Below are 13,899 nucleotides of genomic sequence, written 5' to 3' on the forward strand. Positions count from 1 at the left end.
TTCCTCGTGTGCTACTTAGCGTCGGCCAGCGCGTTTGCGCCGCCGACGATTTCGCTGATCTCTTGGGTGATCTGAGCCTGTCGCTCGCGGTTCGCCATCAGCGTGAGCTCTTTGATCAGGTCGTCCGCGTTGTCCGTTGCCGACTTCATCGCTCGTTGTCGCGACGCGAGCTCCGATGCCGCCGATTCGAGTAGCGCCGCGTAAACCCGGGTCGTCACATACCGCGGCAGCAGCGCCTCGAAAAGCGTTGTCGCGTCAGGCTCGAACGAGTACAACGTGTGGAGTTCGTCAGTGTCCTCGACGTATTCCATCACCAACGGAGCGATGCGGTGAGCCACCGCGGCCTGCGACATCATCGACTTGAACTCGGAGTAAACGATGTGCAGTTCATCGACTCCCTGGTCGTCCTGTGAGTCGTCGTCGCCCGCGCCTGCCATGAAAGTCTCGACCAAGGTGGACGCGATCTCCACGGCGTTTTCATACGTGGGTTGCTCGGAAAAGCCCGTCCACGAATCCGAGATGTCCCAGTTGCGGAACTTGAAGTAATTCAGCGCCTTACGACCCACCGTGTAGACGACAGGCGTCTTGCCTTCCTCCCTCAGCAGGGAGAACAGCTCCTCGGAGCGACGGAAGATGCTCGAGTTGTAGGCGCCGCACAAGCCACGGTCCGAGGACACCACCAGGACGCCGGCCCGCTTCGGCTCTTCTCGCTCGACCAGCAACGGATGGTCCAACGCGGCTTCGGAGGACAACGTGGTGAGCATCGACGTGATCTGGAATGCGTAGGGCCGGGCCGATTCCAGCCGGGCCTGCGCCTTTCCGATGCGTGATGTCGCAATCATCTCCTGGGCCTTGGTGATCTTCTTGATCGACCCTGCCGAACGAATCCGGCCACGTAGTTCGCGAAGTGTCGCTGCCATCGGTAGTTACTTCTTGTCCTTGCCGGAGGCCTTGGAATCCGTGGATTCCTTCTTGTCCTTCGGCTTGTCCTTCTTGTCCTTCGGCTTCTCCTTCTTGACCTGTACTGATTCCTTTTCCAGATCGCCTTCGTCCAAGGGCTCGACGTGCTCGTCGGGCACGACCGATCCCCCGCCGGTGGCCGCGAAGCCCTTCTTGAAGTTGTTGATGATCTCGGTGAGCTGGTTCTCGCCCTCTTCGGAGAGCTTGCCGCTATCCCGGACGCCGGCCAGGAACTTCTCTTCCGAAGCCCGCATGTGGTCCAACAGCTCGGTCTCGAAGCGCCGGACGTCCTCGACGGGCACCGAGTCCAGGTGGCCGCCGGTGCCCAGGAAGATCGAAACCACCTGCTCCTCAACCGGCATGGGCTGGTACTGCGGTTGTTTCAGCAGTTCGACCAGGCGCTCACCGCGTTCCAGCTGCGCCTTGGACGTCGCGTCCAGGTCTGAAGCGAAGGCCGCGAACGATTCCAGTTCGCGGTACTGCGACAGGTCCAGACGCAGCGAGCCGGCCACCTCTTTCATGGCCTTGATCTGCGCCGCACCACCCACGCGGGACACCGACACACCGACGTTGATGGCGGGCCGCACACCCTGATTGAACAGGTCGGACTCCAGGAAGCACTGCCCGTCGGTGATGGAGATGACGTTGGTCGGGATGTAAGCCGAGATGTCGTTGGCCTTGGTCTCGATGATCGGCAGCCCTGTCAGCGAGCCACCACCGAGTTCGTCGGACAGCTTGGCGCAGCGCTCCAGCAGGCGCGAGTGCAGATAGAACACATCGCCCGGGTACGCCTCGCGACCCGGCGGCCGGCGCAGCAACAACGAGATCGCCCGGTAGGCCTCGGCCTGCTTGCTGAGGTCGTCGAAGACGATCAGCACGTGCTTGCCTTCATACATCCAGTGCTGGGCGATCGCCGAACCCGTGTAGGGCGCAAGCCATTTGAAGCCGGCGGAGTCGGATGCCGGCGCCGCGACGATGGTGGTGTAGTCCATCGCGCCACCCTCGTCCAGGGCGCGCCGCACCGACGCGATCGTGGTGCCCTTCTGGCCGATGGCCACGTACACGCAGCGCACCTGCTTGCGTTCGTCGCCGCTCTCCCAGTTCTCCCGCTGGTTGAGGATGGTGTCCACGCAGACAGCGGTCTTACCGGTCTTGCGATCGCCGATGATCAACTGGCGCTGGCCGCGGCCGATCGGGGTCATCGCGTCGATGGCCTTGATACCGGTCTGCAGGGGCTCGCTCACGCTCTGCCGATTCACCACCGACGGCGCCTGAATCTCCAGTGCGCGACGAACATCGGTCTCGATGTCGCCGCGGCCGTCGATGGGCTGGCCGAGCGGATTGACGACGCGCCCCAGGAACCCGTCACCGACGGGTACCGACAGCACTTCGCCGGTGCGCTTGACCTGCTGGCCCTCTTCGATCTTCTCGAAGTCACCCAGGATCACCGCGCCGACGCTGTGCTCGTCGAGGTTGAGCGCGACGCCGAGGACCCCGCCGGGGAACTCGAGCAGTTCCTGGGTCATGACCGAGGGCAAGCCTTCGACGTGCGCGATGCCGTCCCCAGCGTCGACGACGGTTCCGACCTCTTCTCTGGAGGTGTCGGACGTGAAAGAGCCTACGTACTCCTCGATGGCGCTCTGGATGTCATCAGCGGAGATTGTCAACTCGGCCATGGCTTTTCGTCTTCCTACTTGATCTTGGTTCGCGTGTAATTGTGATGAACGGTTGGTGTCAGTCGGGCAATTGAGCCTCGGCCGCGGCAAGGCGAGAAGCGAGTGTCCCGTCGATCACTTCATCGGCCACGGATATGAGCAGGCCACCCAGTAGTTCGGCATCGACCTGCAGCTGCACCGCCACCGTGTGACCGTAGATGCGGCCGAGCACGTCGGTGAGACGAGACCGCTGACCATCGCTGAGTTCGGCCGCCGCACTGACCGCGGCGACGATCTCGCCGCGGCGCGCCACGGCGACCTCCGTCAGGAACTGAACAGCGTCCTCGGCCGACTGGCCTCGAAGCAGTTCGACCGTCTGGGTCAGGAGGGCAACCACGATGGGGTGGACCTTGCCGCTTGCGCTGTCAAGGACCTTGCGCAACAACGCGACTCGGCCCTCGACGGGGACGGCGTAGTCGCCTAGCAGAATGGAAAGTTGCGGCTGCGCGTCGAGGATGCGGGAGAACCGGAAAAGCTGTTCTTCGACCTCGTCGACTTTGTCCTCACGTTCGGCGACTTCGAGCAACGCCTGCCGAGAGACGTGTTCGATGGCGTCGACGAGGTCGGAGTTGGCCGACCAACGCTCCGAGACCGCCGAGCGCAGCACCTCGAGTGTGGCGTCGCCGACCTTGCCGGACACCAAGCGCTCGATCAACTGGACCCTTGGAGCGCCATCCTCAGCGGGAACGGTGAGATACCGCGTGACAACGATCTCGCGGTCCAGCATCTGAGCGACCGCCACCAGTTCACTGGAGAGGGCCGAAAGCCCCTTGTTGTCAAGATCTTTGGCGATGGTGCTGAATTTGTCCGACAAATTACCCAATGCGACGCGACTAGACGAGCGCATCTTGGTCATAAACGGGTATTGCACGTCGGCCGACGCGGGCGCCATCTCGTCGAGCTCGTCGAGGAACCGGTCGACGGTGGCCGACTGTTGTTCCGCGTCGGCGACGTAGTTGCGCACCAACTCACCCGCCTGACGCACTGCCTCGTGGCCGAGTTCCAGACGGAGCTGCCGGCTCAACTGGGTACTCAACAGGTCGACCTGGCGGCTGCCCTGTACGTTGATGCGTTCGGACTCGACATCAGCCTGGGCCCGCAACTGTTCGACGATGCGGCCCGCGTCGGTCTGGGCCTCCTCGACGACCCGCTCGGCCTCGGCCTTGGCGGCGTCCACGGCCTTGCTGTGCGCAGTGGTCGACTCGGTCAGCCGATCACTTGCCGTCGCAGCATCTTTCAGCTGTTGGCGCACGGCGTCCTGCCGCGCGGCCATCAGCCGGCGCACTGGCGGCACGACATAGCGCACCACCAGGAACACGATGGCCGCAAAGCCCACCAACTGGCCGATGAAAGTCGACATACGTGATTACCGCCCGGATGACTTGGTTGCGGATGAGGTCGCGGCGGCGGGGGCGACGTCGACGCCGAGGATTCGACTGGCCAACGTCGCCGACATGGACGCCACATTGGCACGCAGATCCAGTTCCACGGCGTCCCTCTCCCGCTTCAATTGCTCGGATGCCATTTGCAACGTCGACATCACCTGTTGTTCGGCACGGGCGCGCGCGTCTTCGACCACCTTACGACCTTCGGCGCGGGCGTTGTCGCGCAATGACGACGCCTTTACCCGGGCTTCGGTCAGTACTTCTTCGTAGTCGGCCTTGGCCGCGTCGAACTGCTCTGCCGCTTTCTTGTTGTCGGCAGCCGTCTTGGCGACCATGGCGTCGCGTTCGCGCAACACCTTCATCACCGGCGGCACAACGAATGTGCCGATGACGGCCAGCACGATCAGGAAGATGGCCAGCACGAAGAAGAAGGTGCCGTTAGGAACGAGGAAGTTGTTGCCCCCCTCGGCCACCACCTGGCTGGATGCCAGAACGCTCGGGCTCGCGTCACCCATGCGAACTACTTGCCGACGGGGGTTGCGAAGACGAACAGCGCCATGAAGGCCAGGTTGATGAAGTAGGCCGCCTCAACCAGACCGACGGTGATGAAGAACGGCGTAAACAACCGGCCTTGCGCCTCGGGCTGCCGGGCGATGCCGGAAACCAGCGCGTTACCGGCGATGCCGTCACCGATACCGGCACCGATCGCGCCGCCGCCCATGATGAGTCCACCGCCGATGAGAGCTGCGGCTGCGACTTGGGGGTCCAAGCTGGGCATTGTTTTCCTCCTCTAATCTGGTAGCGGTCTACCAGGCTTCTGTAATGGTGTGTGACTCGAAGCGATTCACGACAGGCTCAGTCATGGTGATCCTCGATCTCCATGGCTTGACTGAAGTACAGGATGGTCAGGATCGAGAAGATGAAGGCCTGGATCGCCCCGACGAACAGGTCGAAGGCCTTCCAGATCGCGTTGGGCGCCCACATGATGTACGGCGGGAACAGCGCGATCAGCGCGACCAGGATGCCGCCGGCGAAGATGTTGCCGAAAAGTCGGAGAGACAACGAGATCGGCTTGGCGAGCTCTTCGACCAGGTTGATCGGCGCCAGGAACGCCACGTGGCCCTTGAGCACGGCCAGCGGGTGTCCGACGACGCCGCGTCGCCAGATGCCCGCCACGTGGTAGCAGACGAACACGAACAGAGCCAGCGCCAGAACGTAATTGATATCCGCCGCCGCCGACTTCAGCAGCTCGGTGGTGTGTCCCGACTTGTCGGTGTACTGCAGCGGCAGCACCGACAGCCAGTTGGAGATCAGGATGAACACGAAGATGGTGACGGCCAGCGGCAGCACGAAGGGTGCGATCCGCATACCGACCGCGCTCTCGATCTGATCGCGCATCTGGACCGTGATGGCCTCCCAAAACAGCTGAACGCCGCTGGGCACGCCCGTGGAGGTGATCTTCGCCCGCAGGAAGAAGGCCAGTGCCAACACGATCACCGCGGCGATCCCGGTCGCCAGAATCGTGTCGGTGTTGACGGTCAAGCCGAGCCACTTGGCTTGGGTGTGCGCGCCGACCTCGATCGCGCCCTCGGCCAGGAACGTCGTCTCAGGCATCGGTGGTGTTCCTTCCTTCCGGTCCTTCCGACCCTGCGATCACGCCGCCTTCGGCACCGTCCGACGGCTCCGCCCAGTCGCCGGCGCGCAGCTTCTTCCACACCGGAAGCGCTGTCGAGGCGACCAATAAGACTTGGAAAAGCGCCAACCCGAACACGACGCCCAAGCCGGCGGGCCGAAAGACGTAGGCGATGATCAGCCCGACGACGGTGATGATGGCCAGCCGTGACGCCGAGTTGACCGCCATCGACCTTTTCAGCGGGTGATCCTTGGCGGTAATCGATTCAACCGAGCGACGCACCAGCACCGCATTGAGCAAACCCAGGAGAAGCCCGACGCCGAAGAAGACCCCGACCATCGGGTGGCCGGACAGTCCGGCGGCGAGCACCGCCACCGCTGTGATGGCAATGCTGATCACGAAGAGCCGAACCGGACGGAAAGCAACAGAGGGAAACACCAACGGCGCGTCCTGCGCTGGTGTCGTCACTGCAGCACCTCAATCCCAGGTTGGTAAAACGGGAACCCCCCGACCGACTGATCGGTGGCCCGCCGAGCGTATCGCACGTCACAGTTGAATCACCCAAGGGGTATCCCCGAGGCCGCTCTTCAACCAGCCCGATCGGATTAGCCTCCGATGGACCGGTCCCCTGCGCGGCGTTTTGGGGTTCTACCAGCACCGTACCACACCGCGCGCCCCACTACTACTCCTCGTCGTAGTAGTCGTCCCGACGGCGCAACAACGGGATCGCCGTCGCGATGCCGGCCACCAGGATCGCCCCCAGCATCACCGCGGCGGTGTCGCGGGGACGGAAAAAGATTGTGCTGGCGGCGCCGAACGCGACGATCCCGACCCACAGATAGATCAGCAACACCACCCGCCGGTGCGAGTGACCGATCTGCAGCAACCGGTGATGCAGGTGCATCTTGTCGGGGCTGAACGCGCTGCGGCCCGCGCGGGTGCGGCGCACGATCGCCAGCAGCAAATCGAGCATCGGCACGAAGATGACCGCGGCCACCAGTAGGAACGGCGACAGCAGGACGAACACGTCACGGGCGCCGTAGGCGTTCTGCGAGACCGGGCCGGCGGCCGTCGTCGACGCGGCCGACAGCATCAGACCGATCAGCATCGAGCCGGAGTCGCCCATGAAGATCTTGGCTCGGTGGAAGTTGTGCGGGAGAAAGCCCAGACACGCCCCGGCCAGCACCACCGAGATCACCGCCGGCGGATAGAACAGGACGTCACCGCCGTGGTCGCGCAGCAACCCGACGGAGAACATGCAGATGGCGAGCGCGGTGATCAGACCGAGCCCGGCGGCCAGACCGTCGAGCCCGTCTACGAAGTTCATCGCGTTGACGACCGACACGGTCAGGGCGAGGGTCAGCAGGATCGACGAGGCCTGGTCGAGCACGATGGTGCCGACGCCGCCGATCGGGATGTAGAGGACGCTCCACGCCACGCCCATGGTGACCAGCACGCTGGCGGCCGTGATCTGTCCGGCGAACTTGGTCAAAGCATCGAGGCCCCAACGGTCGTCGATGAGGCCGATGCCCATGATGACCGCGCCGGCCACCAGGACCGCGGGCATTCCGGTGGAGTAAACGAACCCGCGGGTGAGCGCCGGAAGTTGGGACGCCAGAAAGACGGCCGTGATGACGCCGAGGAACATCGCCAGCCCGCCCATCCGGGGGGTCGGCGTGACGTGGACGTCGCGCTCGCGCGGATAGGCGACCGCGCCCAGCCGGGTGGCCAGCAGCCGGACCGGTCCGGTCGCGAAGTACGTGATGATCGCTGCGGTCAATCCCACCAGCGCCAACTCACGAAGCGGGACGCCCGCGCCTCGGGCGCCGAGCGCGACCAAACCACCCGCAAGGTTGGTTACGTCGCTGGACATCACCGAGACCGTACTGGACAAACCTGGCACCTCGACAACCACTCCAGTCAGGCCGGGGCGGTCAGGCTTTCCGGATCGACGGCGAGCACTTCCGCGATCCGCTCCGCGCTCACCGGGCCCGGCCGCAGGATCCGCGGCGTTGCACCGGTCAGGTCGACGATCGTCGAAGCGGCCCCCTGATCGGCGGGCCCGGCCTCCAGATAGACGTCCACCAGGTCGCCGAGCTGGCGGCGCGCCTCGTTGGCGTCCACGGCCGCCGGGTGGCCGGAGATGTTGGCGCTGGACACCGCGAGGGGGCCGACCTCACGCAGCAGTTCGATGGCGACGGGATGCAGCGGCATCCGCAACATCACGGTGCCGCGGGCGTCGCCGAGATCCCACTGCAACGACGGCGCTTGGCTCACCACGAGGCTCAATGCGCCCGGCCAGAAGGCGCGGATCAGGTCGCGGGCCCCGTCCGGCATGGTGTATACGAGTCCCTCGATGGTGTGCCAGGAGCCGACCAGCACGCCCACCGGCATGTCGCGCCCCCGGCCCTTTGCCGACAGCAATGCGGAGACCGCGGCGCTGTTGAACGCGTCGGCGCCGATGCCGTACACCGTGTCGGTCGGCATGACAACCAGCCGGCCGCCCTTGAGCGCTCCTGTCGCTGCGGCGATTCCCAGTGCGCGCTGGCCGGGATCCGCACAGTCGAAGACCTCAGTCACGTGCGGGCCTCTCCCCCGGTTGGCGCTCTCCTGCGGGCTGTCACGAATCGTGGCCGCCCGGTCAGGTCTTGGCGTGCCTGGACGTCGTCGAAAGCCCCTGTGCGATGGAATAATTGCACCGTCTGCGCCGAGGTGGTGTCATCGTGCTCGACACCGATCAATCCGCCCGGGCGTAGCAAGCAAGCGGCGAGGCGGAGGACAGGGGCGATCACCGCCAGCCCGCCCGGACCGCCGAAGACCGCCTGGTGCGGATCATGTTGCGCAACTTCGGGATCCAGCACGGCATCGTCGGGGACGTAGGGCGGGTTGGCCACCACCATGTCGACCCGACCCTCCAGCTCGCCGAGCAGCCCCGGCCGGCACGCCAACTCGGTGACGTCGGCGCGCAGCAGTTCGATCGCGGTGCCCTGCGCGTTGCGGCGCGCGTACTGGAGCGCGGCGTCGGAGTTGTCGATGGCGATGATTCGCGCCGCGGGCAGGTGGTGGGCCAGCGCCACAGCCAAAGCCCCCGAACCGGTGCACAAGTCGACTATGACGGGCCGCGGCGCAAGTTGTTGCGCGACAGCCCATTCCAGCAGGGCCTCGGTCTCGGGGCGGGGTATGAAGACCCCGGGTCCGACGTGCAGAGTCACGGGACCGAATGCCGCGGTTCCCAGCAGATGTTGCAACGGCACCCGTTGCGAACGCGCGGCGACGACGTCGCGGTAGCGCCCGAAGAACTCCTCGCCGAGCGAGTCCAGCAGGGTCAGGCGCCCGCGGTCGGTTCCCGCCAGGTGAGCAGCCAGTTGCTCGGCATCCCAACGCGCGGAATCGATTCCCGCTTCGGCGAGGGTGGCCGCAGCATCGTCGATCGCGCGCCGCAGACTGAGCTGGATTGTCCCGCTCTCCCCCGCAAGCGGGTGGGGGTACCTCCCGCTTGCGGGGGCGTGCCCCCACCTCATCGCTTCACTCTGCATCGTCGCAGGACGTTCATGCCTGTTGCAGCCGGGACTGCTTGTCGGCGGCGGCCAGGGCGTCGAACAGGGCGTCGAGGTCGCCGTCGAGGACCTGGTCGAGGTTGTGCGACTTGAAGTTGATGCGATGGTCCGCGATCCGGTTTTCCGGGAAGTTATAGGTGCGGATGCGTTCGCTGCGGTCCACGGTGCGGATCTGGCTGGCCCGGTCCGCCGAGGCGTCCGCCAGGGCCTGCTCCTCGGCCAGGGCCTGCAGGCGGGCGGCCAGGACCTGCAGCGCGCGGGCTTTGTTCTGCAGCTGCGAGCGTTCGTTCTGGCAGGTGACGACGATGCCGGTGGGCAGGTGCGTGATGCGCACCGCGGAGTCGGTGGTGTTGACGCCCTGGCCGCCCTTGCCCGAGGAGCGGTAGACATCGATGCGCAGGTCCGACTCGTCGATCTGCACCTCGCCGACTTCTTCGGGTTCGGGATACACCAGCACACCGGCCGCCGAAGTATGAACGCGGCCTTGGGATTCCGTCACGGGGACGCGTTGCACCCGGTGCACTCCGCCCTCGAATTTCATCCGCGACCAGACCCCGTCGGCGGTGTCGCCCTTACTGGCGATGGCCAGCGTCGCGTCCTTGTAGCCGCCGAGGTCCGAGGTGGTTTCGTCCAGCACGGTGACGGTCCAGCCGTGCCGCTCGGCGTAGCGGATGTACATCCGCGCCAGGTCAGCGGCGAACAACGCCGATTCTTCGCCGCCCTCACCGGATTTCACTTCGAGCACGATGTCGTCGGCGTCGTGCGGGTCGCGCGGCGCCAGCATGTCGGTGAGTTGGGTGTCCAACTCGGCCACTTGCGTTTCCAGATCCGTCGCCTCGGCGGCGAACGACGCGTCGTCGGCGGCCAGCTCTCGCGCCGTCTCCAGATCGTCGCGCGCGGCCACCAGCTTGCGGTAGGTGCCCACGATCGGGGCCAGCCGGGCGAACCGCCGTCCGGCCTTGCGGGCCTCGTCGGGATTGCTGTGCAATTCCGGATCCGCCAGCCTGCGCTCGAGGTCGGCGTGCTCGGCCAGCAGCACATCAATGGTCTGTACCGGCTTGGTCACCGCCACACCTCCTGCCCCGCTTCGCCTGTCACTACGCCGAACGCAAACCGACGCCCGGCCTGGGCGACGGTGCGCACAGTTCGGGCGTCGGTAACCGAGCTATTTGTCGGCAGCAGCGCCGGCGTTGCGCTTGCCGTACCGCTTCTCGAAGCGGGCCACGCGGCCGCCGCTGTCGAGGATCTTCTGCTTGCCGGTGTAGAAGGGGTGGCACTGCGAGCAGACCTCGACGACGATGTGTCCGCCGTCCTTGGTGCTGCGCGTCTGGAAGGTGTTGCCACACCCGCAGAGCACCGTGGTCTCCCCGTAGGCGGGGTGAATGTCAGCTTTCATGATGTCCTCTTCGATCGTTTGCCACCCGCCCCCGTCCAAACTCGGACGGTCGGGCGTGAACTCCGAACCTCAGCAGGTTGTCGGATAATCGAGCCCCGATTATGCCAGGTCAACCGCTATCATCCCAAACAGCGAGCTGCGCCCGCGCATTCCCGGCTAGTCGTTGTCCATCGCCCCGGGTGTCGTCTTGGACACCTGGACCAGGAACTCGTAGTTGTTCTTCGTCTTGCGCAGCTGCGACATCAGCAGGTCGATGGCCTGATGCGAGTCCAGCCCCGACAGCACGCGGCGCAGCTTGTGCACGATGCCGAACTCGTCCGGCGACAGCAGCAGCTCGTCCTTACGGGTACCCGACGGGTTCACGTCGACCGCCGGGAAGACGCGCCGCTCGGAGATCTTGCGGTCCAGCTTGAGCTCGGCGTTACCGGTGCCCTTGAACTCCTCGAAGATGACCGTGTCACCGGTGGATCCCGTCTCGACCATCGCGGTGGCGATGATGGTCAGCGACCCGCCTTCCTCGATGTTGCGGGCGGCTCCCAGGAACCGCTTGGGCGGGTACAGCGCGGTGGAGTCGACACCACCGGACAGGATCCGGCCCGACGCGGGCGACGCGTTGTTGTAGGCGCGCCCGAGGCGGGTGATGGAGTCCAGCAGCACGACGACGTCCTTGCCCTGCTCAACCAGCCGCTTGGCCCGCTCGATCGCCAGTTCGGCGACCGAGGTGTGGTCCGAGGGCGGCCGGTCGAACGTCGAGGCGATGACCTCACCCTTGACCGAGCGGGTCATGTCGGTCACCTCCTCGGGCCGCTCGTCGACGAGCACGACCATGAGGTGGCATTCCGGGTTGTTCCTGGTGATCGCGTTGGCGATGTCCTGCAGGATCGTCGTCTTACCGGCCTTGGGCGGCGACACGATCAGGGCGCGCTGGCCCTTACCGATCGGCATGATCAGGTCGATGACCCGGGTGGTCAGCCGGTCGCTGGTGGTTTCCAGACGAAGGCGCTGGTTGGGGTACAGCGGCGTCAGCTTGGAGAAATCGGGGCGCTTCTTGGCGTCCTCGACTGAGCCGCCGTTGACGCTGTCCAGGCGCACCAACGGGTTGAACTTCTGCCGCTGGTTGGGCTGTTCGCCTTCCTTGGGCACGCGGACCGCGCCGGTGACGGCGTCACCACGACGAAGGCCGTTCTTGCGCACCATGTTCATCGACACATAGACGTCGTGCGGGCCGGCCAGGTAGCCGGAGGTGCGCACGAAAGCGTAATTGTCGAGAACGTCAAGAATGCCGGCTACCGGCTGAACGACGTCGTCCTCGCGCAGCTCGGTGTCGCCACCCTCACCGGAGCGCTCACCCCGGCGGCGGCGGTCACGGAAGCGGCGTCCGCGCCGGCCCTGACGGCCCTCGCCGTCGTCGTCCTGCTGGTTCGAGCCGCCGCGGCCCTGCTGGCCGCCGGAGTTCTGATCCTGGTCGCCACCGCCGTCTTGGCCGCGGTCGTCATTCTGGTTGTCTTGCTTGGCCTTCTCGCGGCGGTCGGCCTGACCGGGAGCGGCGCCCTCACGGCTGCCCGAGCTCTCGCGGCCGGCCTCGTCGTTGCCGCGGTCCGGGGATCCCGTTTCGCGGGAAGCGCCGCGTCGTTCGCGGCGGGGCGCCTCGGTCGTACCGTTCTGGTCGCCCTTGGCCGCCGGCGCGTCGGCGCTGATGTTGTCGTTCTTGTCGTCGTCTTTTTTGTCCGACCTGCCGGTGTCCTCAGCGGGCTTGGTGCCATTGGCGGGAGCGCCGTTAGCCTGCCCACGGACTTCCTTGATCGCGGCGATCAGTTCGTTCTTACGCATACCCGACGTCCCTTTGACGCCAACTTGATTGGCCAGCGCGCGCAGCTCGGGCAGCACCATCGTGGACAGTGAACCACCCGAGACGTTGGGTTTCGCGTCTGGAGTGTCTGTGGTCACGGCATTCGAGAGTTGATTGGCGTCAGTGTTTTCGCCAGCCGTGAACAGGTCCGTATCAGTCACGGATTTCCTTTCTTTCCCCCGCTGATCAGGTCATACGGAGGGTTCGTTGCATTCAGGCAAATTGCCGAGTGCGCCCAATCATCGACATTGCAACGGTGATCGCCTGGATCGGCGGAGTAAACGGCGAACCTCGTCCACAAGAAGAATTGGTGTGTCCTAGCGGCAAGGCAGTATGGATGCAGATGCAGATGCTGCGATTGCTGGACGCGTCCGAGGATAGCCCCCATCCTTGCCGGAAGCAAGCAAACGCTCCGGCCACGCTGTAGATCAACCGACTACGGTGACTCCGGCACTCCAGCGAACTGGTTCGCCCGCTGCCATCTCGGTGATGGCAAATCCGTTGGCCTCGCCGTACTCCGCTGCTTCCGGGGGTAGCTCCGCCGCTGTGGTTAACGCGATCAGCGATGGCCCTGCCCCGGAAAACGTTGCTGCCACCCTATGACGTCGCAGCAGGCGCAAATATTCCGCCGAGGCCGGCATGGCCGACGCGCGCTGCGGCTGATGCAGCACATCTTCGGTGGCCGCCATCAGCAGGTCGGGGCGCTCGGTGAGCGCCACCACCAGCAACGCGGTGCGGCTGACATTGAAGCGCGCGTCCTCGTGGCTGACCTGCGCGGGCAGCAGCACGCGGGTCTCGGCGGTGAGCGAGCGTTCCTCGGGAATCGCTGAGTACAGGTGGATATCGGGGTGTAGCCGCAGCGGCACCGCCGCGTACTGGGGACGATCGCCGGTGCGGTCGACCCACGAGACGACCGCGCCACCCAACACGGCGGCCGCGGCGTTGTCGGGATGACCCTCGAAGTCCGAGGACAGCTGGATCAGTTGGGTTGCGTTGAGCGGCGTCCAATCCGTTTGTGCGACAAGGCCGTTTGCGGCCGCCAGGCCGCCGACTACGGCCGCTGCGGAAGAGCCGAGGCCGCGCGAATGCGGGATGGCGTTGCGGCAGCGCACCACCAGGCCCGGGGCGCGGACCCCGACGGCCCGCAGCCCGCACTCCAGTGCGCGCACCACCAGGTGTTCGGGACCCACTGGCAGCTGGCCCGCGCCTTCGCCCTCGACAAGCACGCCCAGGCCGGAATCGGTTGTCTCGACGATGATTTCGTCGTACAGGCTCAGTGCCAGACCGATGCTGTCGAAGCCGGGCCCAAGATTGGCGCTGGACGCCGATACCACGGAGCTGGCCACCAGCCCGGCGGGCAGCATCGGAGTCATCAACAGCCTTCCGCGCTTGCGGTCACCACGC

Annotated in this window: 13 protein-coding genes and 1 pseudogene; all 14 read right to left on the reverse strand. The window is 65.5% G+C overall.

The genetic code is table 11. The features are described 5' to 3' along the window. Positions 1-11: 11 nt before the first annotated feature. Complete coding sequence (locus tag ACZYVJ_RS07285) at positions 12-920, reverse strand: F0F1 ATP synthase subunit gamma (protein ID WP_463830394.1); 909 nt, start codon at positions 918-920, stop codon at positions 12-14. Positions 921-926: 6 nt separating this feature from the next. Beyond that, on the reverse strand, positions 927-2,636 hold the full coding sequence (gene atpA / locus ACZYVJ_RS07290) for a F0F1 ATP synthase subunit alpha (protein WP_463830395.1): 1,710 nt from the start codon (positions 2,634-2,636) through the stop codon (positions 927-929). 58 nt (positions 2,637-2,694) lie between these two features. After that, the gene (locus tag ACZYVJ_RS07295) at positions 2,695-4,035 is read right to left on the reverse strand and encodes a F0F1 ATP synthase subunit B/delta (RefSeq protein WP_463830396.1); all 1,341 of its coding nucleotides are present in this window, start codon (positions 4,033-4,035) and stop codon (positions 2,695-2,697) included. A gap of 6 nt (positions 4,036-4,041) precedes the next feature. Then, a complete protein-coding gene (locus ACZYVJ_RS07300) occupies positions 4,042-4,575 on the reverse strand; it encodes a F0F1 ATP synthase subunit B (RefSeq protein WP_463830397.1) in 534 nt (177 codons plus the stop codon). A 5-nt stretch (positions 4,576-4,580) separates the two neighbouring features. Beyond that, positions 4,581-4,829 carry a F0F1 ATP synthase subunit C gene (locus ACZYVJ_RS07305; protein ID WP_112634346.1) on the reverse strand — a complete coding sequence of 83 codons (249 nt, stop codon included), beginning with the start codon at positions 4,827-4,829 and terminating at the stop codon, positions 4,581-4,583. A gap of 86 nt (positions 4,830-4,915) precedes the next feature. Further along, entirely contained in the window at positions 4,916-5,674 is a 759-nt protein-coding gene (atpB, locus tag ACZYVJ_RS07310; protein WP_064884916.1) for a F0F1 ATP synthase subunit A, read from the reverse strand. Continuing rightward, the gene (locus ACZYVJ_RS07315; protein WP_463830398.1) at positions 5,667-6,161 is read right to left on the reverse strand and encodes an ATP synthase subunit I; all 495 of its coding nucleotides are present in this window, start codon (positions 6,159-6,161) and stop codon (positions 5,667-5,669) included. The genes atpB and ACZYVJ_RS07315 overlap by 8 nt, the downstream gene beginning before the upstream one ends. A 214-nt stretch (positions 6,162-6,375) precedes the next feature. Beyond that, positions 6,376-7,585 (reverse strand): annotated as a pseudogene (locus tag ACZYVJ_RS07320) (glycosyltransferase family 4 protein); the annotation flags it as partial. A 28-nt stretch (positions 7,586-7,613) separates the two neighbouring features. Next, positions 7,614-8,273: an L-threonylcarbamoyladenylate synthase gene (locus ACZYVJ_RS07325; RefSeq protein ID WP_463830399.1), complete on the reverse strand. Its 660-nt coding sequence runs from the start codon at positions 8,271-8,273 to the stop codon at positions 7,614-7,616. Then, positions 8,270-9,214: a peptide chain release factor N(5)-glutamine methyltransferase gene (gene prmC, locus ACZYVJ_RS07330; RefSeq protein ID WP_463830400.1), complete on the reverse strand. Its 945-nt coding sequence runs from the start codon at positions 9,212-9,214 to the stop codon at positions 8,270-8,272. The genes ACZYVJ_RS07325 and prmC overlap by 4 nt, the downstream gene beginning before the upstream one ends. Before the next feature lie 28 nt (positions 9,215-9,242). Next, entirely contained in the window at positions 9,243-10,316 is a 1,074-nt protein-coding gene (gene prfA / locus ACZYVJ_RS07335; protein ID WP_463830401.1) for a peptide chain release factor 1, read from the reverse strand. A gap of 99 nt (positions 10,317-10,415) precedes the next feature. Further along, a complete protein-coding gene (gene rpmE, locus ACZYVJ_RS07340; protein WP_007773875.1) occupies positions 10,416-10,646 on the reverse strand; it encodes a 50S ribosomal protein L31 in 231 nt (76 codons plus the stop codon). 156 nt (positions 10,647-10,802) lie between these two features. Further along, complete coding sequence (gene rho, locus ACZYVJ_RS07345; protein ID WP_463830402.1) at positions 10,803-12,656, reverse strand: transcription termination factor Rho; 1,854 nt, start codon at positions 12,654-12,656, stop codon at positions 10,803-10,805. A 267-nt stretch (positions 12,657-12,923) separates the two neighbouring features. Beyond that, positions 12,924-13,868, reverse strand: a complete 945-nt coding sequence (gene thrB, locus ACZYVJ_RS07350; protein ID WP_463830403.1) for a homoserine kinase — start codon at positions 13,866-13,868, stop codon at positions 12,924-12,926. Positions 13,869-13,899 lie beyond the last annotated feature (31 nt).

The sequence above is a fragment of the Mycobacterium sp. IDUB_3 genome (assembly GCF_055419585.1).